Genomic DNA, 26,298 nt, shown 5'->3' with positions numbered 1-26,298 from the left:
TATGTTGATCTTTCATCTACTGTGCTTGATGATATTTATGTTTGAAAATTGATAAGGTATGCGGAAAATGCAATAATATGCGCAACTTATTACCCTTTTTAAATCATGAATAAAATTAGATGTGCCGTCATTGGCGTGGGATATCTCGGGCGTTTTCACGCACAAAAATATCAAATTCTTAATAATGTTGAACTGGTGGCTGTTTGTGACGTCAATAGCGAAATATGTCATGCTGTCGCTGAAGAATTGCGTGTACCTGGATATACGGATTATCGGGATATACTCAACCAGGTAGAAGCTGTCAGCATTGCTGCAACGACAAATGCCCACTACCAAATTGCTAAAGATTGCTTATCCCGCGGTATCCATGTTTTGCTTGAAAAACCAATGACAGAAACAGTAGCCCAGGCCGAAGAGTTAATTGCAATTGCCAAACAATCTGGCGCAAAACTCCAGATTGGTCATTTGGAGCGGTTTAATGCCGCACGCCTCGCACTGGATGCTCATCTGGATAACCCTCTTTTTATTGAATCGCATCGTCTGGCTCCTTTTAACCCCCGCGGCACAGATGTGAACGTTATTTTGGATTTAATGATCCATGATATCGATATTATTCAAACCATCGTTAAAAGCCCCATCAAAAATATTGATGCCCAGGGAGCCCCTGTGCTAACAAAATCAATTGATATTGCTAACGCAAGAATTACCTTTGAAAATCAATGTGTTGCGAATGTAACAGCAAGCCGAATCAGTTTTAAGACTGAACGAAAAACAAGAATTTTTCAACCTAATTCCTACATATCCATTGATTTTCAAAATAAACAATTTGCGGTTTTCCAAAAAGGTGAAGGCGAGATGTTTCCCGGTATACCAGAGATCGCAAGACATCAATCCGCCTTTGAGAAAGGAGATGCGCTTCTTGAAGAAATAAAAGCCTTTATTCATTGTATTCATGAAGATCTTGAACCTCTAGTCACCGGCAGAGAAGGTTGTGAAGCATTGGCTACCGCTGAAAAAATAACCTCGCTCATTAACAACAATCTACTGGTTAGAAATGCAGTCAGCTAGGCATATAGTTATTGTAGCCGGAGAAGAATCCGGCGATATGCATGCGGCTTCTTTTATTAAGGAACTCAAAAGAACCTGTCCAAATATAAGGATCACCGGCATTGGCGGACGGCATATGCAAGAAGCTGGCACGGAATTGGTTAGCGACCTTGCCCGATTTGGCGTGACTGGGCTTTCAGAAGTCATCAAGCATTTTCGCACCATTAAACGGGCGTTCAAAGATATGCAGGCACATCTTAAAGCCTGTAAGCCCGATTTGCTGGTATTGGTTGATTATCCAGGTTTTAACCTGCGCCTCGCCAGGTATGCTAAACGGGTTTTGAATATTCGTGTTCTTTATTATATCAGCCCGCAAATCTGGGCTTGGAAAGCAAATCGTATTCACACCATACGAAGCTATGTAGACAGAATGGCTGTTATCTTTCCTTTTGAAAAATATCTCTATCAGAAAGCTGGCGTTCCCGTATCTTATGTTGGCCATCCATTGGTGGAGCAGGTTAAAAACTATGCGGCATCTGAAACAATTTATAGCGAATTGCAACTGCCAGCCAATAAGCGCCTAATCGCCATGTTGCCTGGCAGCAGAACACATGAAATAGAACAGCATATGCCGATATTAATACAAAGCGCTGAACAATTATCGAAACGCTTTCAGGATATTCATTTTGTCCTTCCAGTAGCGGGCACAATCAATCCTGATATAATTCATCGTTATACCTCAAAAAGCAAGGCGCCGATTACCCTTCTTTTCGGCAATGCACTGGCTGCAGTTGCTGCTTCCAGGTGTGTCGTTGTTGCCTCAGGCACCGCTTCTCTTGAATGCGCGTTGCTCAATAAACCCATGTGCATTATCTATAAGGCGTCATTACTGACTTATATGGTCGCTGTAAAAGTGATTCAAGTTAACTATCTGGGGCTATGCAATTTGCTGCAAAATGCGATGATTGTCCCTGAGTTGCTGCAATATGATTGTAATGCCACGGAATTAACGAAGGTCATTGAGCGCTTGCTGAATGATTCTGAATATTCTGAAAAAATGAGCGCCCGCCTGGCAAAAGTAAAACAGTCTCTTTCATTGGAGGAAGCTGATTGCAGCATCAGCGATTTGATTAAAAATGAATTGGGATTTGATAAAACTTAGGGCGTGTTGCTTCATTGAAAAAGTATCGTATTCATCTGGCTTATTATTTACCCTTCATGTACAATAAATTTTGCTTTCAGCGTTATTGAAAGCAGTTGGACTGATAAGAATTAACAAAAATAAGGAAGTTAAGATGAATGTTACTGAAGTAAAAACCCCCGATAACATTAAACATGAGCAAGGCTTGCAAGAAATCGTATACAATCTGGTAAATCGATTCCTATCAGAAAACAAATCCAAACCCATTGATAATCTTTATGAGATGATCCTCTCTGAAGTTGAGCCTCCTTTACTGCAAGCGGTTATGGAAAAGCGTAGAGGCAATCAACTGCAGGCTGCCAAGATGCTGGGAATCAGTCGAGGCACCATTAGAAAAAAATTACAGCAATATTTTGGCACAAAGTATTTTCGTCTTACAGACGAGTAACCTCAAATGATTGAAAAGCCCGCTTAAGCGGGCTTTTTTAGATTCACGATCCTATCAATAATTGATTAACCCGATTGACAAAATCAGCCGGATTGTCAAGTTGTCCTCCTTCAGCCAATACGGCTTGTTCAAATAATACGACAACCCATTGTGCAAAATGCTCATTATCCTCAAAAACATGCAATCGTTTTATTAATGCATGTTCTGGGTTAATTTCGAATATGGGTTTGCTTTCAGGTAATTTCTGCCCTGCTGCCTGGAGGATGCGCTGCATTTCAAGTCCCATATCCTGTTCATCTGCCACAACGCAGGCTGGAGAGTCTGTCAGGCGGTTCGTAACCTGTACATCCTTAACACGCTCACCCAACACGTCTTTAATCCGTTTTAACAGCGGGGCGAGATTTTTTTCCTGCGCCTCAACTTCTTTTTTATCATCCAGATCAATTTTGCCCTTGCTGATGGATTGGAGTTTTTTCCCTTCAAATTCGCTTAAATAGTTCACCAGCCATTCATCAACACGGTCGCTTAACAGCAATACTTCAATGCCTTTTTTCTTAAAGATTTCAAGATGCGGGCTATATTTTGCCGCATTGTAGCTGGAAGCAGTGATGTAATAAATTTTATCCTGACCTTCTTTCATGCGCTCAATATATTCCATGAGCGATACAGACTGCTTTTCTGAATCTTTGGCAGTCGTTGCGAAACGAAGCAATTTTGCGATACTTTCGCGATTAGCGTGATCTTCGATTGGCCCTTCTTTCATCACCAAACCAAATTCATCCCAAAAATGCTGATATTTTTCCCTGTCTTCTTTGCTCAGTTTCTCAAGCATGGATAATACGCGTTTTGTGCAAGCGGCGCGAATGCTGTCAACTTGTTTATTATCCTGCAAGATTTCTCGCGAAATATTTAAAGGTAAATCGCTGGCATCTACAATGCCCTTGACAAACCTTAAGTAACGCGGCAGAAACTGCGAGGCATCATCCATAATAAAAACCCGCTTTACATAAAGTTTTAACCCATGTTTGACTTCATGTTGCCATAAATCATAAGGAGCATGGTTCGGAATGTATAACAGGCTGATATAATCCTGCTTTCCTTCTACATGATTATGAGACCAGATCATGGGATCCTGATAATCATGAGAGATGTGTTTATAAAGCTCTTTGTATTCTTCATCGCTTATCTCAGACTTTTGTAATGTCCATAATGCGGTAGCCTTATTAACGGTTTCAAACTCCTGGGCTTCTTTTTCTTCGGAGGATGCTTTTTTCATGACAATTGGCCAGCAGATATGATCAGAATATTTATTGATGATATTGCGCAACCGCCAATGGCTTAAAAACTCTTCCGCTTCTTTTTTTAGATGTAAGATAATTTCTGTTCCGCGTTTTTTACGGGCTTCTTTGCCAATTGTGAATTCGCCCTCGCCTGTGGATTCCCATACAATTCCTTCCTCTGCACTTAACCCGGCCCTGCGGCTTTTGACCGTTACTTTGTCTGCTACAATGAACGCGGAATAAAAGCCAACTCCAAACTGGCCGATTAATTTTGAATCTTTACTGTCTTCCCCGGAAAGATGGCTGATGAACTCTTTCGTGCCTGACTTGGCAATGGTCCCGAGATTTTCAACAGCTTCATCACGGCTCATGCCGATACCGTTATCGGTAATGGTGATGGTTTTAAGCTTTTCGTTAAATTCGACCGAAATTTTGAGGTCAGAATCTCCCTCGTACAGCTCGCTTTTTGAAAGAGCCAGAAAACGAAGCTTATCCAACGCGTCAGATGCATTGGAAATCAATTCACGCAAAAAAATTTCTTTATTGCTGTATAAGGAATGTACGACAAGCTCAAGCATTCGTTTGACTTCAGTTTGAAATCCCATGGTTTGCGGATTACTCACCATTTAATAATCTCCTGTTAACAATCGAGTTGAAGTGGGCAAGGTTGATGCTTAAAAAGTTCAATAAATCAACCATCAGCAAAAATATCTGTTTCATCAAAAAAATTATCAGGAGAGTATATAAGGATTAACCTCAGGAATTTCAAGGGGTCCTGCGCGTTCCAGGAACCATGCCGACCCTGGGTCTATGCATATAAATAGTAATTGTTTCACTGGTAGAAATGACTTTGCCATCTGAACCAACAATTTGAGCCGCAAGCGTATGGGCTCCGCGGTTAATATCGCTCAGTTGGAATACCGTTGCTGTTTGCGGCTCACCAATTGGGGTGCCATCAAATACAATTTGCACTTTGTCGCCAGGATTCAACCGTGGCTGGATTTCCAAAGCCACACTCACACTCCCCTGGTTGTTACGTATGGTAGCATCGTTTTCTGGTTGAGAAATGGCAATTTCATAGTCTGGCGTTTTTGCGGCGACTTCAGGGTTCACCATGGTTTCAGCCGGTGGAGGTGTTGGCGGGGGAGAAAATGTTTGTACCGGTGGCAGGTCTATTTTTTCAGCGCCTGGATGAGGCTTATCTGAAAAATGAACATTCCCTTCACTATCAGTCCATTTATATATCTCTGCATGAAGAATCGGCAAAAAAATCATAAGGCTGATTAGGATGAATAACCGTCTCATGAACATTCCCTGCGATATCATTAACTGCATTACATAAGTATACGCCATTTAGCCCGGATTAGGTTGAAGGCCATCCATAACCCGGGGCAATTGGATCTTAAACCTTTAGCTAAATACTATAATACAGCTCAAATTCAAAAGGATGAACCAAGCTTCTAACCTGGGAAATTTCTGTTTCCCGCAAGGCGATATAGCTGTCGATAAAATCCTTGCTGAATACGTCACCCTGCAATAGAAACTCATGATCTTCTCTCAAGTGGTGGATTGCTTCTTCCAGGGAACTTGAAACAGTAGGTACATCGATTAATTCTTCTGGCGGTAAATCGTATAAATCCTTGTCAATTGGCTGCCCGGGGTGAATTTTCTTCTGAATGCCATCGAGGCCTGCCATCATCATTGCCGCAAAAGCCAGGTAGGGATTTGCGGATGGATCCGGAAAACGAACTTCAATGCGGCGGGCTCGCGCACTGCCAACATGGGGTATACGAATGGCAGCAGAACGGTTGCGCGCGGAGTAAGCCAATAAAACCGGAGCTTCAAAGCCTGGAACTAAGCGCTTATAACTATTCGTAGCAGGGTTGGTAAAGGCATTCAAAGCCCGGGCATGTTTAATAATTCCGCCGAGATAATATAACGCTGTTTCAGATAGGCCGGCATATTGATCGCCAGAAAACAAATTGACTCCATCTTTCGATAAAGATTGATGGCAATGCATACCGCTGCCGTTATCACCGACCAGCGGTTTGGGCATAAAAGTCGCTGTTTTTCCATAATTGTGCGCTACATTATGAACGACATACTTTAAAATCTGAATTTCGTCTGCTTTTTTGGTCAAGCTATTAAAACGCGTTGCAACTTCACATTGATTGGCTGTCGCAACTTCGTGATGATGCGCCTCTACGACAATGCCTAAAGATTCCAAGGTTTGGCATATTGCAGAGCGGATATCCTGCGAAGAATCAACCGGCGGCACAGGGAAATACCCGCCTTTTATGCTTGGCCGATGTCCAATATTACCCCCTTCCAAAATTTTCCCTGAATTCCAGTGTGCTTCTTCAGAGTCAATTTTGTAAAAAGAACCGCTGATATTGGTTTCAAAGCGGACATCATCGAACAGGAAAAATTCAGGTTCCGGCCCAAAAAACACATTATCGGCAATGCCGGTAGACTGGAGGTATGATTCTGCCCGCTGTGCTATGGAGCGCGGATCGCGGTCATATCCAAGCATGGTTTGGGGGTCGACAACATTGCAACGAATAAAGAGTGTATTTTCCTGATAAAAAGGATCAGGCAGTATCGAGCTTAAATCTGGAACCAATGCCAAATCAGACTGATGGATTTTTTGCCATCCTTTAATTGAAGAACCATCTATCATTTTGCCATTTTCAATCAGATCTTCATCTACAGCTGAAACCGGCAAGGTAATATGTTGCTCTTTACCGCGAGTATCAGTAAAGCGCAAATCGATGAACTTGGCATCATATTCTTTTATTGCCTCAAACAATACATCTATACTCATCATGGTCTCCGTGATTGGCGTGTGGGTTCAAGGTTTGATCTGGATTGCATCTATCATGCTTGCATATCTTACCCCAAGTGACATATGAAACCCAATAGATTAAACTTGTTCTCGATTGTTTAGGACAATGCATGATTTTTCATTCCCCAAGATGAGCTGGTTCTCGATAAAAGGTGGTTAAAGGTTATGGGCGCATTTCAATATCAGGCGCTGAAAAAGTCAGGAGCCACAAGCAAAGGCATTATCGAAGCCGATTCTGAACGCCAGGCACGTCAGCTCCTCCGTGAGCAAGGACTGATTCCCATTCATGTCCTGGCTTTAAAAAAAACAATAAGAACCCGCAACAGAAAGAAGTTATCCTCCAGCGATTTGGCCTTGCTCACAAGGCAGTTAGCCACACTCCTCGCTGCTGGAATACCTGTTGAAGAGTCATTGCAAGGGGTCAGTGAGCAAACCGAAAAAGATAAAATCCGCCAAATTATCATTGGCGTACGATCGAAAGTTCTCGAAGGATACTCTCTTGCACAGGCGTTAGCCGAATACCCTTTCGCCTTTCCTGAACTGTATTGCGCAACGGTCGCGGCCGGAGAACAAACAGGTCGCCTTGATTTGGTGCTTGAGAAACTTGCTGATTACACCGAGAAGCAACAGCAAACCCGGCACAAAATTCAGCAGGCTTTAATTTATCCGACCTTAATGGTTGTTGTGTCAGTAGCAATTATCGGCTTTTTACTGGCCTTTGTTGTGCCCAAAATCATCGATGTTTTTGCTGAAAGCGGACAAACATTGCCAGGCATGACTCTCGCTCTGATTGCAGCCAGCGAATTTTTAAAAGATTATGGCGTGTACTGCATTTTTATTTTTATTCTGTTGCTGATTGCTTTTAAGCAAAGCCTAAAGCATATGCGATTTCGTTTGTTTTTTCACCGTACTGTGTTAAAATTACCCATAGTTTCATATCTTGTGAAATCCATTAATGGCGCCCGCTATATTCATACCTTCAGCATCCTCTTTGCCGCCGGTGTGAGTGTACTTGAAGCCATGCGGGTTTCTGCAAGTTTAATCAATAACCTTTTTATGAAGCAGGCTTTTGAAATCGCGGCGGTTCGGGTTAAAGAAGGCACAGCCATCCATCAGGCATTAAAAGCAACAGGATTTTTAAATCCGATGACTGTACATTTAATCGCAAGCGGCGAGAAAAGCGGGCAATTATCAGTGATGATGGAACGGGCGGCCATACATCTTGAAGAAGAAGTAAATCGCCTGATTGATGCCGCTTTAACTTTACTTGAGCCAATCATCATTCTTATGATGGGGGCTGTGGTATTATTCATTGTGTTGGCAACACTTTTACCCATTTTTTCCATGGAGCAGTTAGTCGTATGAGCAAGCAAACGGGTTTTTCATTAATTGAGATCATGGTGGTCGTTGTTATCCTGGGTATTCTTGCCTCTATTGTCGTGCCAAAAATCATCAACCGTCCAGACGAGGCTCGAGTTGTTAAGGCCAAACAGGATATTTCAGCCATTGAAAGCGCTATTGAACTCTATAAGCTGGATAATGGCTTCTATCCATCAACGGATCAGGGCCTTTCAGCTTTAGTGGAAAAACCGGATACCAATCCGGCACCGCCTAACTGGAAGCCTTATCTCAAATCATTACCCAAAGATCCTTGGGGGCGGGATTATTTATATCTTAATCCTGGCGAGCATGGTGAGTTTGATATCTTTACCTATGGAGCAGATGGCCAGCCTGGAGGTGAAGGGGTTAATGCCGAAATTGGTAACTGGGATGCAAAATAAAGATGGTTTTAGTCTGCTTGAAATACTGGTCGTATTGGTTATTATTGCAATTACGTTAAGCTTTGCATTGCTGGCCTTCGGCGACTTTGGCGGGAAAAGACGAATTGTTGCGAGCGCAGAACAGTTTGCAAACTATATCGAGCTTGCAAAACAGCAAGCCATTTTGGAGTCAGGCACGCTGGGCATCCGCTTCAACAAAAATACCTATCAGCTTTTGAGGTTCATCCCCTCTCAAGGTTGGCAGGCATTATCCGGGCAGCGCATTTTTCGCCCGCAAAATTTGCCAGAAGATGCAGTCATCAACCTTGAAAGAGAGAGTCAAGCGCAAAGAGGAGCAGAAATTATTATTAATTCCTCAGGAGATATCACTCCTTTTAAACTTTTTTTTCGCGGTAAGGATAGGGAAGCGGTTATAATCGTAACAGGCTCTCACAATGGCAAGGTCGAATTGCAGCCAGCAAAAAAATTATGATCAATAAAAAAGCGTTTACGCTGATTGAAGTGCTTTTAGCCTTGGCAGTGATAGCCATTGCCTTGACAGCGCTGTTAAAAGTTACCTCACAGGATGTTTCTTATGCCCGCCGCCTTAAAGACAAAACGCTGAGCCACTGGGTTGCCAAGCAGGGAGTCAGTATGGTTCAACTTGGCTTATTGCAGGTGGTTCCAGGACAAGAGATAACAGAAGTCACAACCATGCTTGGCGAGCGCTTGTATTGGCGGGTGAAACTAAGCCCCACAGAAATAAATAGAGTACAAAAAATAGAAATTACCGTCAGCAAAAACCAGTCCGGTCCCTTCGGATACCCGCTTCTTGCCTTCAGGTATGTTCAATGAAACAAGGCTACACCTTAATAGAAATCCTGATTGCGCTTGCGGTATTTGCTATTTTAGCTGCCATTACGGGTTCAGCTATGTATCACGCATTCAATACCAGAGAGCGGCTGAGCGAGGCAGCTTCCCGTATTAATGCCTTGCAACTCACCTTGACAATCATTGAACGTGATTCGGAACAGATGATTGATCGTTTTGTGCTCGGGAATGGCCTGCAACGTATTCCGGCTTTTGTCGGCCATTCTAATTATATGGAGTTTACCCGTGATGGCCTGGCCAATCCAGATGGCAAAGACAAACGCAGCACGCTTCAGCGCATTGCCTACCTTTGCCAGGGTAAGCAACTCATAAGGCGCGGTTGGATACATTTGGATATGCCAAACCGTAATCTATTTGAAGATAAGATTCTGCTTGATAATCTTGCAAATTGCTCATTTTCTTATTTAAACCAAAGCCGGCAAGTCTTGTCAGAATGGCATGAAGGCATTCAAAAGAATCAGAACGATGAGCCCCTGCCCATTGCCATAAGGCTGACCCTGGATATAGAAAAGCTGGGTCATTTAAGCCTGCTCTTTATTGTGCCGGAGGCATTATATCATGCATCCTGAGTTAACAAGAGGGGCGAATGGAAGCGCACTTTTGACCGCTTTATTCATTATGACCATGGTGGCCATTGCCGTAACTGCGATGAGCGCCCGCTTGCAGCTTGATATCTACCGCCTCCGTTTGACGGCAACAAGCGATCGCCTATATCTTGCCTCACAGGCAGTAACCTTTTGGAGCATGGATAAACTAAGCCGCGATAAAGTGATTTTAAAAGCCATTGATCAGCAAGGAAAAGTTTTAATTTTTCCTAAACGGTACCAATCCATCTATCCTGAGGTGAAAATCACAGGCGCTCTTTTTGATTTGCAGGCAAGATTGAACATCAATAACTTGCAGGATAAATCTTACCGAATTCTATTGCTGCGTTTATTAGAACGATTGGCGCCGGACTTATCCCCCAATGAACGGCAAACAGTGGTTCAGGGGGTTGCCCGCTGGGTCAGTTCGCAAGATTTGGCGCGGGGACAGGACTCTTTTCTAAATTATTATTTGCAACAAAAACCTCCCTACTATCCTGCTTTTCAGCCTATGGCCAGCATTTCGGAATTGCGCCTGCTTCAGGGAATTGATGAAAAATCATATCAAATTCTGATGCCATACCTCACAGCATTGCCAGAAGTAACGCCTATCAATATCAATACCGCGCCCAAACCCATCCTCATGCTTTTAGGCAATGGTTTAAAAGAATCACAAGCTTTGGAACTTTTAAAAAATCGTGAAGAAAAAAGTTTGTCAAAACCAGGCTCAATCTTCCCCTTATTGCAAAAATTTAAAATTCCACACCATCAAGTTACCGCTGAAAGCACATATTTTCTGAGTGTTGCGACAGTATCGTCAGACAATTTGAAATTAACCAACTACACTATCCTGCAAAGAGTGAAAAGCAATAAAGGAAAAGTTTCTGTGAATATCCTGTATGAGAGCCTAAATACGCTATAAAATACGCTACCATTCCGGGCTCTCATCTTCTTCGGCAGGTTCTTTCTTGATTTTTTGCGAAACTTCATTCAGATAACCTTTTCCCTCTGCGATATCTTCTGGAGAAAGATGCGGTTTGAGCCGTTCCAAGTCAGATTTCGCTTGCTCATTGTTATTTTGAGAAGCCAAAAGAAGCCAGGCATAGGCTTTGGAAGCATCTTTTTCCAACCCCAGGCCTGCAGCATATAAGTAGCCAAGTTTACCCTGGGCCATGGCATTCCCGTGCATTGCTGCTTTCCCAAACCAATAAGCCGCTTTTTGATAATCCTTGGCCAATCCTGTACCGCTTAAGTACATTTGCCCAAGCTGTGCTTGCGCATATGAATTATTCTTTTCTGACGCCCGTTCATACCAATAAGCTGCTTTTTCATAATTTTGCTTTACGCCAAGCCCATTGTAATATTGATATGCCAAATATGCCTGGGCATTGACATGGCCCTGGTTTGCGGCTTGCTCAAGCCAGTAGGTAACCGCTTCTTGATCGGCAGGCCTTCCATATTGGCCGCTGTATAATATCGCCAGGCTGTACTGGCCTTTCTCATCCCCCTGCATGGCAGCTTTTTTGTACCAGTAAAATGCCTTATCAACATTTTTTTCAGTACCCTGCCCTGTCATATATTGGTAAGCCAAATTCACTTGTGATTTGCTATATCCCTGAAGCGCAGATTTTTTAAACCACTTAAAAGCCTCATGTGGATCAGGTTGAGTTCCCTCGCCAACGGAATACATCAAAGCCACGTTCCGTTGGGCAATGGGATGCCCCTGTTTTGCTGCTTTCATATACCAATCAAATGCTTTTTTATAATCTTTGGGCACACCTTGGCCAGTATCATAAAGAAATCCCAAACTCATTTGCGCCATTGCGTTATTTTTCTCGGCAGCTTTTTGATACCAATAAAGCGCTTTTTTAATATCCTCATTCACGCCCAGGCCATATTGGTACATACGCCCAATGACGTACATGGCTTCTTCATTTCCTTCTTTCGCGGAAACGATTAAATGTTGATAGGCAGTATTGTAATCCTCATTTTCATAAGCAGAAAAACCAATAAAATCATCAGCATATGCGGAACTTACAGCGAGGATAATACCGATTATCAGAAAGCGCATTCATACTCCGAAAAGAATATGCTCTATCTTGATCGTAGAATATACGCACAATAAAGTAAATTTTTGACCTAAAGTGAAGTCCGTTTAATTTTGCACTCGAACCAAAGGTGTGATAAACCGCCTTTGTAGGTTGGATTGAAGATCAAATTAAAATACCGGCGCGGTGAAATGAATGCCGAAAATGTCTACTCCCGGCTGCTGTCCATGGTTTTTGGCAATAAAATCCAATAAGTACCCCGGTTTTTCATATGACCGGCTATTGCTATAGCTTTTTCCCCAGCACCCCAGTATACATCGCCTCGAACCGGCCCCTTAATGGCGCCTCCTGTATCCTGGGCTATCATTAACCTTTTAAAAGGAATTTGCTCTTTTCCCTCATCATTCGGTCGCGTCGTACTAAGCCAGACAGGAACACCCATTGGCAGCCATTTGCGATCTACCGCCAATGAATAGCCTGGTGTGAGCTCAACTCCCTGAGAACCTACAATTTTATTTTTATGAAGCTTGCGGAAAAAAACAAAAGATTCATTTTGATTCAGTACCGGGCGGATGTCTTCCGGGTGTTCTTTAAAATACTTACGGATTCGCTGGGTTGAAGCATTGTCCTTTGTCATCTTCCCCTTTTTGATCAAGACATTGGCAAGGGGCGTGTAAGTGCGTCCATTTTCTCCTGCATACCCAATAAACAATTTTTTCCCATCCGGCAATTCTATCACTCCGGAACCTTCAATTTCCAAAAACTGCCGTTCAATTTCATCAGTCACCCAAACCACAACATTTGCGTGTTTATCGATTGCACCCTGATTGATTTCCGCTCGAGAATAATAAGGAATCAGGCTTGAACCCTGAATTCGGCCAATAATTTTTCGATGATGCAATAAATCGCTGTCAAATTGGCCAAGATTCACCGTAATCAAGTTATCTGGCATCCCGTAAATGGGTGTATTGAATTGCCTGGTTTTGGCAAGGCTTCCCTTCACAAGCGGAAGGTAGTATCCAGTAAACAATCCTTCCACAGGGGTTTGTTTGTAAAATAAATAGGGAGTAAACCATGTCTCAAAAAATTGCCTGGCTTTCTTTTCCGAATTGGTCTTAACTAATATGGAAGCTTTGCAGGCAGGATACCAATCCTTGGCTTTTAAATTGATGAATTTGCTGCCTACTGACTTTTCAGGATCATGATTGAGAAATGCTTTACAGGAGATTTGGAAAGCCTTAAGTGATTTTCGAGCGTCAGTATTTTTCCATCCAGGCATTTCAGAGAATGAAGCCTGGCGAAGATGAATTTCTGGCGTTGGCCAATAAATCCAGACAAATAAAGCGCCCGAAATTAAAATCAGGGAGCAGGAAATAAAGAATAATTTTCGCATAACGGAATAAATTTTACACTATCTGAGATTAATTGCAACATTTAATGTCCATTATTTAGTCATAAGGAGCTTGCAATGGCATTTACACTGTCCAGTCCTGCTTTTAATTCCAATACCAATCTGCCTTCTCAATTTACTTGTGAAGGAGAAAATGTTTCTCCCCCGCTCAGATGGGAAGAAGCCCCGGACAATACCAGATCATTTGCATTAATTGTTGATGATCCTGACGCTCCGAGTGGCACGTGGGTACACTGGACCTTATTTAATATACCGCCTGATGTGTACCAGATTGAGCAAGATAATACTCCGCCTGAAGCAATTTCGGGTTTAAACAGCTGGGGAGAGACTGGATACCGCGGACCCTGCCCGCCAAGCGGCACCCATCATTACTATTTTAAACTTTATGCATTGGATAAAACTTTGTCATTATCCTCAAATGTGACCAGCGAGGAAATTCTGGATGCCATGCAAGGCCATATATTGGATGAATGTGTTTTAATTGGACTCTACAGCAATCCTTCCTAGATTCTTCGAGGCCTTCATACAAAAAAACCTGAGGCAGTATAAATTGCGGCCTCGGGGTTCAATCTTCCGTGCTTCAAGCATGTTGCTGCGCAAACAATGATTGAGTTCGGCAGTATGTAAGCAATCGTTAGCGGATAAAATCATCAAAATAGCGATGCACCCATTCATCGCCAAGAAATTGAAAGCAATCATTTAAAAAATCTTGAAGTTCATCAGGTTTTAAGTGATATTCTCTGCCGGGCGGTTCGATATCATGGTGGATATAATCACCAAAAAATCTTGTACAAAACAAATGATAGTCGCGCGTATGTAAAATAAACGCATGCCACATCGCATCAATTGGTAATAATGGCCCAAACAGGTAGGTTCGGCGCTGCGCCTTGTTGCGATATATTTTAAGCCAAATCCAGCCCAGTAAATCATTTAGCAGCTGGCGAGCCTCGTCTTCGGTTGTTTCTGGATGATGATAACAATAATAATGAACCACGTGCTCATTCCGATAAGCCAGCAGTTCATTCATAGGCGGAAGCATTTCAACCACAGCATGCCTTTTGCCAGGTCTTGTCTCCAGTTAAATTGCGGACAATACGGCAAATTATTTCTTCTTTAGACATCATATTATTTTCCTGGGTAAAAAATCATGAGCATCCATCCGCTATTTTTACAATAAGCGGATGGATTGATACATTTTGAGCTTTAAAGAACCAAATAGCAAGTCCTGTAAAACAGGGAGAAATCATATCTGGAGCCTGCAGCGCATGCTCGTCTCATTCCCGCTTGGGCATAAGGGGATGCGCCCGGTTTTTAATGTCATTTTAAAGCCAATGCAAAAAGCGCTTACAATGCCTCAAAAACAGCTGCTGCGCCCATGCCTGTTCCTATGCACATCGTTACCATACCGTATCGCCCTTTGATGCGGCGCAAACCATGAAGCAGCGTTGCCGTTCTTATTGTCCCCGTTGCACCGAGAGGATGACCCAGCGCAATAGCCCCTCCCAATGGGTTAACCTTGTCAAGCGGCAAATCAAGCTCCTGAATCACAGCCAATGCCTGGGCTGCAAAAGCTTCATTCAATTCAATCCAATCCAATTGTTGCAGCCTGATTCCCGCTTTATCCAATGCTTTAGGAATGGCATGCGCAGGCCCTATTCCCATTATTTCGGGCGGGACACCTGCAACAGCATAACTTAGAAGGCGGCCTAAAGGTTTTAGGTTGTACTCTTTGAGCGCGCTTTCATCCGCTAACAAGGCAATGCCGGCCCCATCACTCATTTGCGAGCTGTTACCGGCTGTGACTGTTCCCCTGGCAGAAAATACGGGTTTTAATCTTGAAATGGCCTCATAAGAGGTATCTGCCCGAGGGCCCTCATCCTGACTGATGAGCCGTGTTTTTGCAAGAGCTTCAGAACGCTTTAAATCAAATCCATAATTGGTCACCTCAATGGGTGCTATTTCATCATTAAAATCACCTCGTTCCTGGGCAGCAATTGCCTTGCGGTGGCTTTCTGCGGCAAACTGATCCTGCGCGTCTCTACTGATTTTCCAGCGTTTTGCAACAATCTCCGCGGTAATTCCCATACCATAAGCGATAGCCACATGTTCATTGTTGTAGATTGCAGGATTCGCAGTGAATTTATTACCGCCCATCGGAACCTTGGACATGCTTTCTACCCCTCCGGCAAGAGCTAACCCTGCATCGCCCTGTTTGATCGTGGCAGCAGCAGTGGCAATGCTTTGTACGCCTGAAGAACAAAATCGGTTAATGGTCATTGCAGGCACTGATTTGGGTAAGTCAGCCATTAATGCCGCAATGCGGGCTACATTCATACCCTGCTCCGCTTCAGGCATGGCGCAACCGATAACCACATCACCCAAGCGCTCCCAATCAACCGCATGTTGCTTTTGTTTAAGACTTTTTATGGTATGGGTGAGTAAATCATCTGGCAAAGTGTTTTTGAACACGCCTCTTGGCGCTTTACCTACTGGCGTTCGTAACACATCCACAATGTAGACATTGGTCATTCATAATCTCCTGCAAATTCTTAATTCCATCATTACACAAGCCAGAGCATCATGTCTTTGTTGAGTTTTCGCTTCATGAGCCCAAATAGCCCGATTTCAGGGCAGAGATGCAGCACACGGTAAGTATGTGAGCATCGGAGTGCTATCTATTAAGGGTCATGAACCCCAAAGAACCTAGTTTCTCAAGGGTTTTCCAGTCTCCAGCAAATGCGCTATCCGTGCCTCTGTCTCTTTGGTTTCTGCAAGCTGCATAAACGCTTCTCTTTCAAGCTTCAAAAACCAGGATTCATCTACAATTTCACCTTGATTCACTTCTCCACCACAAATGACAAAAGCCAACTGATTAGCCAGAAAATAATCGTGTTCAGAGATAAATCGGCCTTCCAGCCAGTTAACAAGCCCGGCCTGTAAACGGGCATGCCCCTCACGTCCGGCGACCTTGATTCTGGGAGATAGTGGAGGAAGATAGTTTGCGGCCTGCATATCTTTTATGCGGCTAATGGCTGCAAATAATACTTCATTTTGGTGCATGACCCAGCTGTCCCTTGCCCGTAAGTAACCCCGTGCCAAAGCTTCAGTTGCAGAACCTGCCACAAACCCGGTTGCTATCTGTTCATAACGTGGTTTTAAAAACAAGATTAGATCTGATTCCCTGGCTTCAATTGCTGCTCTGTAGGCCATTTCCTTGCATCCGCCTCCGGCGGGTATCAATCCAACGCCAGCTTCCACAAGCCCGGGGTAAGACTCGAAACCGGCCACAACAGCACCGCAATGCATGAGCAATTCACAGCCTCCTCCCAGAGCACGTCCGCGAAGCGCTGCAATGGTTGGAATGGGACTGTACCTTAATCTTAAGGCTAATTGCTGAAATTGTTGAAGCATTGACTCGAGCGCCGACCATTTTTTCTGGCGGATAAGCTCCAAAACACCTCTTAAATCTGCGCCAGAGCTGAAATTTTGCGGATCAAACTGATAAATAATTAAACCCTGACATGCTTTTTCTGCAATATCCATAGAGTTCATAAGTCCGTCCAGCACATCTTGCCCTATGGTATTAGCCTTGCTTTTAAAATTGACCACTCCAATATCATCTTGTACTTGCCATAAACAAACTCCGGCGTTTTCGTACAGAATTTCTTGTTTAGGACATCGGGAAGCATGTCTGTACTCCGGAAACAATTGCCGATCATAAACCGGTAAAGTCCCATGATTTTTATATTCATGGCTTCGCGGCGCAAATGCACCTTCAGCAGTGTAAAAATGACTCAACCCTTCAAGCCAGGACGGCAACTGCGCTTGACTCATGGTTTGGCTTTCATATATTGCCTTTTGAATATATTCCTTTACCCATTCAACGCCCGCGCCCTGCCAGGTTTCAAAAGGACCGCTCAACCAACCAAAGCCCCAGCGCATGGCTAAATCGACAGCTTGAACAGTTTCTGCAATGTCCAGTAAATGGTAGGCAGAATAATGAAATAAATCCCTAAAACAAGCCGTTAAAAACCTCGCTTGCCGATGCTTTGATTCGAATAATTGCTGTACGCGCGTTTTGGGGTCAGAAATTTTTAAAATTTCTTTCACCTCATCACTGACCTGACCCGAAAAAGGGCGATACTCAGCCAATCTGATATCATAAACTTCAATATCCTTTTCTCGCTTACGATAGATGCCCTGTCCTGTTTTTTGCCCAAGGTGTCCTTTGTCAATTAAACCTGTGAGCCAATCCGGCAATTGAAACGCTTTATGCCACGGGTCTTCTTCCAGTTGCTCATGCATGGTATGAACTACGTGCTGCATGGTATCCAGCCCAACCACATCCATGGTACGAAACGTCGCTGATTTGGGGCGGCCTATTAAAGTGCCAGTCAAAGCATCTACTTCATCCAGGTCAAGTTCCATTGCTTCGGCATGGTGAAGCGTTGCCAGTAGCGAAAACACGCCAATCCGATTTGCGATAAAATTAGGAGTATCCTTGGCGCGCACAACCCCTTTACCCAGATAGCGGGTTAGCCAGCTTTCAATATTATCAATCAGTGCTGGGTCTGTTTCTTTTGCTGGAATCAGCTCGGCAAGATGCATATAGCGCGGTGGATTAAAAAAATGAATGCCGCAAAATCTTTTATGCATAAAATCAGGCAGCGATTCGGCAAGTTGATTGACGCTTAAGCCCGAAGTATTGGTTGCAAGAATTGAATTCTTATGCAAATGAGGGCTGATACGCTGGTATAAATCTTGTTTCCAGTCTAATCGCTCGGCAATGGCTTCAATAATCAAATCACATTCTGCAAGTTTAGCCAGATCTTCTTCATAATTACAGGGCGTAAGCATTGCAGCCAGGTGTGTCTCTGCCAGCGGCGCAGGCTTTAACTTCGTCAAATTTTGAATAGCCTTCTCCACAATGGCATTGCGCCCGTTCTCTTTAGCAGCCAAATCAAACAGCAGAGTTTTAAGGCCCGCATTCAAGCAATGGGCGGCAATCTGGGCTCCCATCACACCTGCACCGAGAACGGCAACTTTTCTGATGAAAAACGGTTCTTGCATTTTTGTTCCTTTATGAATATTGGACTTTAGTGATTTTTGATAGATTGATGAAGGCCAGAACCTGGGCACACTGCAACATCATACTGACCTGCTCGATCAAATCATCCCTTTCGGGAATAGCAAAAAATGACTAAAGTCCAGAAATTTATGACAATTCAAACCGGATTCCCTGAGCCAATGGTAATGCATCACCCCAGTTAATCGTATTGGTTTGGCGGCGCATATACCCTTTCCAGGCATCAGATCCAGACTCACGTCCACCGCCTGTATCTTTTTCACCACCGAAAGCGCCTCCGATTTCTGCGCCGGATGTACCAATATTAATGTTGGCAATGCCACAATCACTGCCTTTGACGCTTAAAAAAAGCTCGGCATGTTTAATGTTTTCTGTAAACAAGGCAGAGGATAAGCCTTGCGGCACGCTGTTTTGCAATTGAATCGCATCGCCTATCGTGCGGTACGGCATCACATACAGGATAGGGGCAAAGGTTTCTTCCTGGACAATTTCACAGGAATTGTCCAATCCCGCAACCAATGTAGGTTGGACAAAAAAGCCATTTCTCTCTAATGACTTGCCGCCAAAAAGAATTTTTCCTGAAGCCTCATGTATTCGTTGAATGGCCTGATTAAACTGCTCTACAGCTTGCCGATCAATTAGTGGCCCCATCAGATTTTTGCTGTCCAGAGGATCGCCTATGGTGATTTGCTCATAGGCGTGCCGCAGCCTTGTAATCACATCATCATATATATTTTCCTGCACAAATAACCTGCGGGTGGAAGTGCACCTCTGCCCCGCTGTACCTACAGCGCCAAACACAATTGAGGGAATGGCAAGCTCCAGATTGGCGGTTTCATCAAGAATAATGGCATTATTACCGCCCAATTCAAGAATTGACCGGCCGAGGCGGGAGGCTACTTTTGCAGCAACTTGACGGCCAACCGCAGTTGATCCGGTAAATGAAATTAAAGGAATACGCGAATCGTCCACCATCATTTCTGCAATATCGTGAGATTCGGGAATAATCAGAGAAAAAATATCCGGGCAATGATTATCTTGCAGCACCTTGTTGCAAATATTTTGGACAGCCACTGCGCAAAGCGGCGTTTTAGCTGAAGGCTTCCAAATGGTTACATTGCCGCAAATGGCTGCAATAAAGGCATTCCAGGCCCATACCGCTACAGGAAAATTAAAGGCGGAAATAATGCCCACAATCCCATAGGGATGCCATTGCTCATACATACGGTGATTGGGGCGCTCAGAATGCATGGTTTTACCATAAAGCATCCGTGATTGTCCGACAGCAAAATCGGCAATATCAATCATCTCCTGTACTTCGCCATCGCCTTCCTGTTTTGATTTACCCATCTCCAGGGACACAAGGCTGCCCAATGAATCCTTTTGTTCGCGAAGAGCATCCCCAATTTGACGTATGATTTCTCCCCGCTTTGGAGCAGGTATTTCACGCCAGTCCCAAAAAGCCTGCCTGGCATTTTCGACAATCCGTTGATAATCTTCTTTGCCGCATGTGGCCACTTCAGCAATCAATTCCCCATTACTGGGGTTGATTGACTGCAGGCGTTGATGATGAGCGCTGCCTTTCCAGCTAACTCCGCTGAAAGCGCCTGGATTAACAGGAGCGATACCGAGTTTGGCCAATAAATCCATCTTTATTTCTCCAAAAAAATCATATTTTGCCCATGAAATGACGCGAATATTCTCATAATGAGAATCTGGCAAAGGCCTGTTTCTTATACATAATGTTTGCCAAATCGATTTGCCAATACATCGGCAAGCCGGAATTTTTCTTGTAAAATAAGCCCGCGGTACTCATTTGCCTGCCCAAGAACCAAATCAACCACCGCACAAACACCGGCAGTTGTACTGACCTGAATGGCAGACCAGTTTAAACCGCGTATTGTTTTGGGATAAATTTTTTTAATGTAGCTTCTTTCAGTTAGTTCACCGTTCTTATTGCCTTCAACAGTCACGTAAACGATGACGATATCCTGGTATGTTTTGGGAATGGCATTTTCAAGGATTCGCTGTAAGGTGTCCCGGTCCTCATTAAGTTTCAGATCATTCATTAAAAAGCGCATTTTTTCACAATGACCCGGGTAGCGCATGGTTTTATAGTTCAAACTTTTAATCTTGCCGGCATATAACTCGCCGAGGCTGCCAATACCGCCGGATGTATTGAATGCTTCATACAGACAACCGTCAATTTGAATGTGCTCAAGCCCTTCAAGGGGAGCCATTACCACAGGTTTTCCTCCCTCTATGCCATGGCAGGGATTGCCATATTCATTAATCACCCCAGCTGTGGACCAGGTTAGGGAATAATGCAGCGCATTATTGGCACGCTGAGGCAGTGCGCCAACCCGTAATTTGGCATGATAGCACTCATCAAATTCCTGCATGAGGCTGTTTGCTGCAATACTGATAAACCCTGGAGCCAGGCCGCATTGGGGAACAAAAGCTGTTGAGGCATCTTTAGCAATAGTTTTAACGGCTTCTGTTATGGCGGTATCTTCTGTCAGATCAAAATAATGAATTTTGGCATTTTTTGCAGCTTTTGCAATATAAGTATTTAAAAAATAAGGCAAACTGGAAATAACTGCAATAATGTTGTTTTTTTGGATGTAGGCTTCTGTTGAGGCTTGATCTTTAACATCCAGCGCCACAGTTTTGATTTCAGGCATGGCTTTAAGCAAACGGCTGACATCCGTACCGCCGAAATCCAAGTCTGCAAGATGAACCTCATATTCATTGCTGTCAGCTAACATGCAAGCAATTAAACTGCCAATTTTTCCGGCTCCTGCGATCATTACCTGATACATATTAAGTTGTCTCCTTTCCTTATTGAACAGCCGTGATTGTGCTTAGACAAGCGCTATAAAAACATGTTTGCCATGAAGTCTAAACCAATTGACGTTTCATCCTACACCAAAAAAATGAGAATGAATAGCAACCCGGGCAAGACCTTCGAGGTTTCGGCAAACTGATATTTTTTTATCTGAAGGCTTGCTATTCACCTCACTCAAGTTAAAATTTAAAATTTTTACTGCCTCAATAACGTATTGAGAAAAATGGATAAAAATTCAGGCTAATTCATCCCAATCTTTAGCTCACGAAACAAATTGTCAATACCCGCTGGCGTAAATTGTTGAATACAGACAAATATGAACTACCCAAGACTTACAAAAGCGCTCATTTATCCTCAGGCGATTACGGCTCGTTTTACACGTTTATTGCTTGCTTTTTTATCAGGCATATTACTCCCAATCGGGTTTGCGCCATTTCACTTGCCGGGATTTTCATTGTTGGGAATCGCCCTGCTGTTTGCGCTTCTCAAAGACCAAACAGCAAAAAATTCATTTTACCACGGCCTTTTTTTTGGGCTTGGCTATCTTGGGTTTGGCGTATCCTGGGTGTATGTCAGCGTTCATGAATATGGACATATCGCAGCTCTTGGTTCCGGATTGATCACTCTTTTTTTTGTATTTTATCTCTCATTATATTTTGCCATCATGGCTTTGGCGCATAATAAGCTCACGCGTAATCGATCCACTGGTATTTCGTGTTTATTATTTGCGGCTCTCTGGTGTATAACAGAATATCTCCGTGCCCGGGGATCATTTGGTTTTCCCTGGCTTCTGGTGGGTTTTGGCCAGATTGATACCCCCCTTAAGTATTTACTTCCAATATTTGGTGTGTACGGAGCAGGCTTTTTGGCGGTTCTTGCTGCAACTTTTCTTGCCGCAGGTTTGTTTGGAAAAGAAAAAAAACGCCATCTTTGGGTTCTTGCCTTTGTCAGTATTTTAATCGCCCCAAGCCTGCTAAAAAACAAAAGCTGGTCGCATATTGAAGGCAAACCATTTTCCGTAGGCGTGATTCAAGCTAATTTATCCATGCGGGATAAGTGGGACGACTCATTTTTCTGGACCATCCTGCAGTATTACAATAAACAAATTAATCAGCTTATGGGCCAGGTTAAACTCATTGTCATGCCTGAGTCGGCTATTCCTCTTCCTTCAAGCTACATCAGCGAGATAATAGAAACCATCCACAGGCGGGCCAAACGTAAACAGAGCGGGATTCTGCTTGGCATGCTGCAAACCTCAGCGCATGATGAAAATCAATACCATAACGCTATGATTGCGCTAGGCACGGCAGAGGGTATTTATTTAAAGCGGCAACTGGTTCCTTTTGGAGAGTTTATACCGAAAGCCTTTCAAAGCCTTATTGATTGGCTTGCTTTACCTGTTGCAAATATTGCCCCTGGCAAAGCCCATCAGTCTCTTTTGACTGTGGACAAACATCCTGTGGCCACTCTTATCTGTTATGAGCTTGCCTATCCTGAGTTACTGCGCCGGCAAATGCCAAATGCAGAATGGATTGTATCTATCAGCGACGATGGGTGGTTTGGACATTCGCTTGCCATGTATCAACAGATGCAAATGGCCCAGGCGCTTTCTGTCCTGACCGGCCGATACCAAATTGTTGCAAATAATGATGGGCTCTCCTCAATAATTAATGACAAAGGCGATATTATAACCTCTCTTCCTGCATTTAAAGAGGGAGTATTGCGAGCCGATATCTATCCGGCAAAGGGCAACAGCCCCTGGACTCTCTGGGGCGATCTTCCGGTACTTATTGCTTGTTTTGCGCTGCTTTTTGTGAGTGTTATACATGGATTTATTCAATCCGCTCCCGATTGAAGCAACCTAACCTATTGCTGCAAAACACAAGAGGCGTTATTCTTACCAACCCAACTGAATTTAAATTTAGAAACTATGGATAACAGTTATAACCCACGTGAAATTGAAGAACAGGCGCAACAATACTGGCTCAAGAAACAGATTTTTAACGTTACTGAAGATCTGAATAAAGAAAAATTTTACTGTCTGTCCATGTTCCCCTACCCCAGCGGCTCCCTGCATATGGGCCATGTTCGCAATTATACGCTTGGCGATGTCATTTCCCGTTACCAGAGGGCTTTAGGCAAGAATGTTTTGCAACCGATTGGCTGGGATGCTTTTGGTTTACCGGCAGAAAATGCCGCCATTAAACACGGTATTCATCCTGCTGAGTGGACTAGAAATAACATCGCCGCCATGAAGGAGCAATTTTTAAAACTGGGCAACGCCTATGACTGGAAACGCGAGATTACAACCTGTGACCCCGATTATTACCGGTGGGAGCAATGGTTTTTTATTAAATTGTATGAGAAAGGACTGGTTTATAAAAAAAATGCCATTGTCAACTGGGATCCGGTTGATCAAACCGTGTTAGCCAATGAACAGGTTATTGACGGCCGTGGCTGGCGCTCAGGCGCTTTGGTTGAACACAAGGAAATTTCCCAATGGTTTATCAAAATAACCGCCTATGCGGACGAATTGCTTCGTGACCTTGACACATTGCATGAATGGCCATCGCAAGTCAAACAAATGCAGCGGAACTGGATTGGACGCTCTGAAGGCGCCAATATTTATTTTAAGGTCCATGACTATCCAAAGCGGCTTAAGGTTTACACCACAAGGCCGGATACTTTGATGGGAGCTACCTATCTGGCTGTAGCGCCTGATCATCCCCTGGCTAAACTTGCCGCAGAAAAAGATAAGAGCGTTGCGGCTTTTCTTGATAGCTGCAAAGGTGTCGCCATGTCTGAAGCCGAAATTGCAACATTGGAAAAAAGAGGCGTTGACAGCGGCATGCGGGCCGTGCATCCAGTAACCGGGGAAGAAATACCCGTCTGGATTGCAAATTTTGTCCTCATGCAATATGGCGCGGGAGCAGTCATGTCAGTCCCTGCCCACGACCAAAGAGACTGGGAGTTTGCTCAAAAATATGATTTGCCCATTAAGGAAGTCATTAAACCTGCTGCCGCTCAAGGGCATAACCTATCTGAATCCGCATTCACCGGAGAAGGTATTTTAATCAATTCAGGCGAGTTTAATGATTTACCCTCATCTGAGGCCAAAACAGTCATTACTGAATGGCTGGCAGAACGGGACCATGGCAAAGCCACGGTAAATTATCGGCTGCGTGACTGGGGAGTTTCAAGACAACGGTATTGGGGCACGCCTATTCCTATGATTCATTGTGAAGAGTGCGGCATTGTTCCTGTTCCTGAAGACGAACTTCCTGTTGTACTGCCTGCTCAGGTTGATTTATCAGGAAATGGCTCGCCTTTGGCACAATGCAGTGAATTTATTCATACTGCCTGCCCCAAATGCGGTCAGGATGCAGTTCGGGAAACAGATACTTTTGACACTTTCGTTGAATCCTCCTGGTATTACGCACGTTTCGCCTGTAAAGGACAAGACAATGCCATGCTTGATGATCGGGCAAAATACTGGACGCCGGTGGATCAATACATTGGCGGCATTGAGCACGCAGTGATGCATTTGCTGTATGCCCGTTTTTTCCATAAGCTCATGCGGGATGAAGGTTTAGTCAACTCAGATGAGCCTTTCAAAGCTCTGTTGAGCCAGGGTATGGTTTTAAAGGATGGGCATAAAATGTCCAAGTCTCTGGGCAATATCGTGGATCCCAACCAGTTAATCGATACCTATGGCGCTGATACGGCAAGGTTATTCATTATGTTTGCTGCCCCGCCTGAGCAATCCCTGGAATGGTCTGACAGCGGCGTGGAAGGCGCGCACCGTTTCCTGAAACGCCTTTGGGCTTTTGCCTGTCAGCATCAAAATTTAGTCATAGAGATTAATGATTTGATGTTCGATAACAATGCCAACATCCATTGGCAAGACGTTGAGCCAAGACTAAAAAAATCGCGGCGCACGATTCATCAAATACTTGCACAAATCAATCAAGACTATGAGCGCCATCAATTTAACACGGTGGTCTCAGGGTGCATGAAATTATTCAATGAATTATCATCCTATGAAGTCAAAACTGAAGAAGACAAGTATTTTCTCCATTCCGGAATCAGTATCCTGCTTCGACTTTTAGCGCCTATTACACCACACATCTGCCATCATTTATGGCAGCAGCTAAACTTCGAAAAAATTATTGTCGATGCTCCTTGGCCCAAAGTGGACAAAAGCGCGCTTAAAACGGATGAAGTTGAATTTGTGGTACAAGTCAATGGCAAACTGCGCGGACAATTCACGGCTTCAACCGATGCTTCAGAAGAAGAGCTTGTCAAACTGGCTAAAGATCAGGTTTCAACTTTTCTGATGAACCAACCGATAAAAAAAGCAATTGTTGTACCTCATCGCCAGTTAATCAATCTGGTTATCTAATCATGAGGTCGCAGCAAGCACACTGGCTTAAAGTTTTTATTTTTACCTTCAGTTTTTTCTTCATAAGCGGGTGCGGCTTTCATCTGCGCGGAGCAATTGACCTTCCTGTCTGGCTTGATAAAGTTGCAATTATCAATCAGGGGGTATCGCAGGAATTGGGTTCCTTGTTAAGCGAGCAATTGGAAGCTTACAAAATCAAAGTCCTTGATGACCCAAGTCTTGCTGATTACTGGCTTATTTTAGAAGAAGAGGCGTTTCAACAACAGACGCTCAGCATCAGTTCCAGTACAACGCCCAGGCAATATCAACTCAATTATATAGTGCGCTTTAAACTGCAGGCCGCCCATGGAAAAATCATTATTCCGACAACAAGAGTAATGGTGACAAGGCAAATTACCATAAACAGCGATCGAATTCTCGGCTCAGATGCCGAAGAGGCCTTAACGCAAATGGAAATGAGGCGTGACGCGGCAAATCAGATATTGAATCGAATAAGCCATAAATAGG

23 protein-coding genes are annotated in these 26,298 nt (G+C 43.8%); 13 read left to right on the top strand and 10 right to left on the bottom strand.

Annotated features, from left to right (window positions below):
• Window positions 1-105 precede the first annotated feature (105 nt).
• From Llon_RS07070 to Llon_RS07060, 3 genes are all read left to right on the top strand, one after another.
• Window positions 106-1,068, top strand: a complete 963-nt coding sequence (locus Llon_RS07070; RefSeq protein ID WP_058529359.1) for a Gfo/Idh/MocA family protein — start codon at window positions 106-108, stop codon at window positions 1,066-1,068.
• Window positions 1,055-2,209 (top strand): lipid-A-disaccharide synthase, encoded by a 1,155-nt coding sequence (gene lpxB / locus Llon_RS07065; RefSeq protein WP_058529358.1) that lies wholly within the window; start codon window positions 1,055-1,057, stop codon window positions 2,207-2,209. The genes Llon_RS07070 and lpxB overlap by 14 nt, the downstream gene beginning before the upstream one ends.
• Window positions 2,210-2,342: 133 nt before the next feature.
• On the top strand, window positions 2,343-2,636 hold the full coding sequence (locus Llon_RS07060) for a helix-turn-helix domain-containing protein (RefSeq protein WP_058529357.1): 294 nt from the start codon (window positions 2,343-2,345) through the stop codon (window positions 2,634-2,636).
• 43 nt (window positions 2,637-2,679) lie between these two features.
• Here Llon_RS07060 and htpG read toward each other — a convergent pair whose 3' ends face one another.
• From htpG to glnA, 3 genes are all read right to left on the bottom strand, one after another.
• Entirely contained in the window at window positions 2,680-4,542 is a 1,863-nt protein-coding gene (htpG, locus tag Llon_RS07055) for a molecular chaperone HtpG (protein WP_058529356.1), read from the bottom strand.
• 139 nt (window positions 4,543-4,681) lie between these two features.
• A complete protein-coding gene (locus Llon_RS07050; RefSeq protein WP_058529355.1) occupies window positions 4,682-5,221 on the bottom strand; it encodes a DUF4124 domain-containing protein in 540 nt (179 codons plus the stop codon).
• A gap of 109 nt (window positions 5,222-5,330) precedes the next feature.
• Complete coding sequence (gene glnA / locus Llon_RS07045; protein ID WP_058529354.1) at window positions 5,331-6,740, bottom strand: glutamate--ammonia ligase; 1,410 nt, start codon at window positions 6,738-6,740, stop codon at window positions 5,331-5,333.
• A 186-nt stretch (window positions 6,741-6,926) separates the two neighbouring features.
• Between glnA and gspF the strand changes: the two genes are divergently transcribed.
• From gspF to gspK, 6 genes are read left to right on the top strand one after another with little or no spacing between them, the layout of a single operon-like run.
• Window positions 6,927-8,126: a type II secretion system inner membrane protein GspF gene (gspF, locus tag Llon_RS07040; protein ID WP_058529353.1), complete on the top strand. Its 1,200-nt coding sequence runs from the start codon at window positions 6,927-6,929 to the stop codon at window positions 8,124-8,126.
• Window positions 8,123-8,542 (top strand): type II secretion system major pseudopilin GspG, encoded by a 420-nt coding sequence (gspG, locus tag Llon_RS07035; protein WP_058529352.1) that lies wholly within the window; start codon window positions 8,123-8,125, stop codon window positions 8,540-8,542. Before gspF ends, gspG begins: the two co-directional genes overlap by 4 nt.
• Window positions 8,532-9,014, top strand: coding sequence for a type II secretion system minor pseudopilin GspH (gene gspH, locus Llon_RS07030; protein ID WP_058529351.1), 483 nt, complete (start codon window positions 8,532-8,534; stop codon window positions 9,012-9,014). Before gspG ends, gspH begins: the two co-directional genes overlap by 11 nt.
• Window positions 9,011-9,376, top strand: a complete 366-nt coding sequence (gene lspI, locus Llon_RS07025) for a GspI family T2SS minor pseudopilin variant LspI (RefSeq protein ID WP_058529350.1) — start codon at window positions 9,011-9,013, stop codon at window positions 9,374-9,376. The genes gspH and lspI overlap by 4 nt, the downstream gene beginning before the upstream one ends.
• The gene (gene lspJ / locus Llon_RS07020) at window positions 9,373-9,981 is read left to right on the top strand and encodes a GspJ family T2SS minor pseudopilin variant LspJ (RefSeq protein WP_058529349.1); all 609 of its coding nucleotides are present in this window, start codon (window positions 9,373-9,375) and stop codon (window positions 9,979-9,981) included. Before lspI ends, lspJ begins: the two co-directional genes overlap by 4 nt.
• Window positions 9,971-10,918 carry a type II secretion system minor pseudopilin GspK gene (gspK, locus tag Llon_RS07015; RefSeq protein WP_058529348.1) on the top strand — a complete coding sequence of 316 codons (948 nt, stop codon included), beginning with the start codon at window positions 9,971-9,973 and terminating at the stop codon, window positions 10,916-10,918. Before lspJ ends, gspK begins: the two co-directional genes overlap by 11 nt.
• A 6-nt stretch (window positions 10,919-10,924) precedes the next feature.
• Here gspK and Llon_RS07010 read toward each other — a convergent pair whose 3' ends face one another.
• Both Llon_RS07010 and mltA read right to left on the bottom strand, forming a co-directional pair.
• Window positions 10,925-12,067: a tetratricopeptide repeat protein gene (locus Llon_RS07010; RefSeq protein ID WP_058529347.1), complete on the bottom strand. Its 1,143-nt coding sequence runs from the start codon at window positions 12,065-12,067 to the stop codon at window positions 10,925-10,927.
• 185 nt (window positions 12,068-12,252) lie between these two features.
• The gene (gene mltA / locus Llon_RS07005; protein WP_058529346.1) at window positions 12,253-13,437 is read right to left on the bottom strand and encodes a murein transglycosylase A; all 1,185 of its coding nucleotides are present in this window, start codon (window positions 13,435-13,437) and stop codon (window positions 12,253-12,255) included.
• A gap of 75 nt (window positions 13,438-13,512) precedes the next feature.
• Here mltA and Llon_RS07000 point away from each other — a divergent pair, with 75 nt between their 5' ends.
• Complete coding sequence (locus tag Llon_RS07000) at window positions 13,513-13,962, top strand: YbhB/YbcL family Raf kinase inhibitor-like protein (RefSeq protein ID WP_058529345.1); 450 nt, start codon at window positions 13,513-13,515, stop codon at window positions 13,960-13,962.
• Window positions 13,963-14,089: 127 nt separating this feature from the next.
• On the opposite strand, the gene Llon_RS06995 is transcribed toward Llon_RS07000, so the two are convergent.
• The 5 genes from Llon_RS06995 to Llon_RS06975 form a co-directional block, all read right to left on the bottom strand.
• Window positions 14,090-14,482, bottom strand: coding sequence for a glycine-rich domain-containing protein (locus Llon_RS06995; RefSeq protein WP_337589089.1), 393 nt, complete (start codon window positions 14,480-14,482; stop codon window positions 14,090-14,092).
• A 317-nt stretch (window positions 14,483-14,799) separates the two neighbouring features.
• Window positions 14,800-15,984, bottom strand: coding sequence for an acetyl-CoA C-acyltransferase (locus tag Llon_RS06990; protein ID WP_058529344.1), 1,185 nt, complete (start codon window positions 15,982-15,984; stop codon window positions 14,800-14,802).
• Between the two features lie 174 nt (window positions 15,985-16,158).
• A complete protein-coding gene (locus tag Llon_RS06985; protein WP_058529343.1) occupies window positions 16,159-18,525 on the bottom strand; it encodes a 3-hydroxyacyl-CoA dehydrogenase/enoyl-CoA hydratase family protein in 2,367 nt (788 codons plus the stop codon).
• Between the two features lie 145 nt (window positions 18,526-18,670).
• The gene (amaB, locus tag Llon_RS06980; protein WP_058529342.1) at window positions 18,671-20,191 is read right to left on the bottom strand and encodes an L-piperidine-6-carboxylate dehydrogenase; all 1,521 of its coding nucleotides are present in this window, start codon (window positions 20,189-20,191) and stop codon (window positions 18,671-18,673) included.
• An 83-nt stretch (window positions 20,192-20,274) separates the two neighbouring features.
• The gene (locus Llon_RS06975) at window positions 20,275-21,363 is read right to left on the bottom strand and encodes a saccharopine dehydrogenase family protein (protein WP_058529341.1); all 1,089 of its coding nucleotides are present in this window, start codon (window positions 21,361-21,363) and stop codon (window positions 20,275-20,277) included.
• A 342-nt stretch (window positions 21,364-21,705) separates the two neighbouring features.
• Between Llon_RS06975 and lnt the strand changes: the two genes are divergently transcribed.
• The 3 genes from lnt (at window position 21,706) to Llon_RS06960 (ending at window position 26,297) form a co-directional block, all read left to right on the top strand.
• On the top strand, window positions 21,706-23,244 hold the full coding sequence (gene lnt / locus Llon_RS06970; RefSeq protein ID WP_058529340.1) for an apolipoprotein N-acyltransferase: 1,539 nt from the start codon (window positions 21,706-21,708) through the stop codon (window positions 23,242-23,244).
• A gap of 75 nt (window positions 23,245-23,319) precedes the next feature.
• Window positions 23,320-25,791, top strand: a complete 2,472-nt coding sequence (gene leuS, locus Llon_RS06965) for a leucine--tRNA ligase (protein ID WP_058529339.1) — start codon at window positions 23,320-23,322, stop codon at window positions 25,789-25,791.
• Window positions 25,792-25,793: 2 nt separating this feature from the next.
• Window positions 25,794-26,297, top strand: a complete 504-nt coding sequence (locus Llon_RS06960) for an LPS-assembly lipoprotein LptE (RefSeq protein ID WP_058529338.1) — start codon at window positions 25,794-25,796, stop codon at window positions 26,295-26,297.
• The last annotated feature ends 1 nt before the right edge of the window (window position 26,298 follow it).

This window comes from Legionella londiniensis, from assembly GCF_001467825.1.
Classification (GTDB): domain Bacteria; phylum Pseudomonadota; class Gammaproteobacteria; order Legionellales; family Legionellaceae; genus Legionella_A; species Legionella_A londiniensis.
Note: the sequence above shows the minus strand (reverse complement) of the source record. Positions and strands in the feature narration are given on the sequence as shown.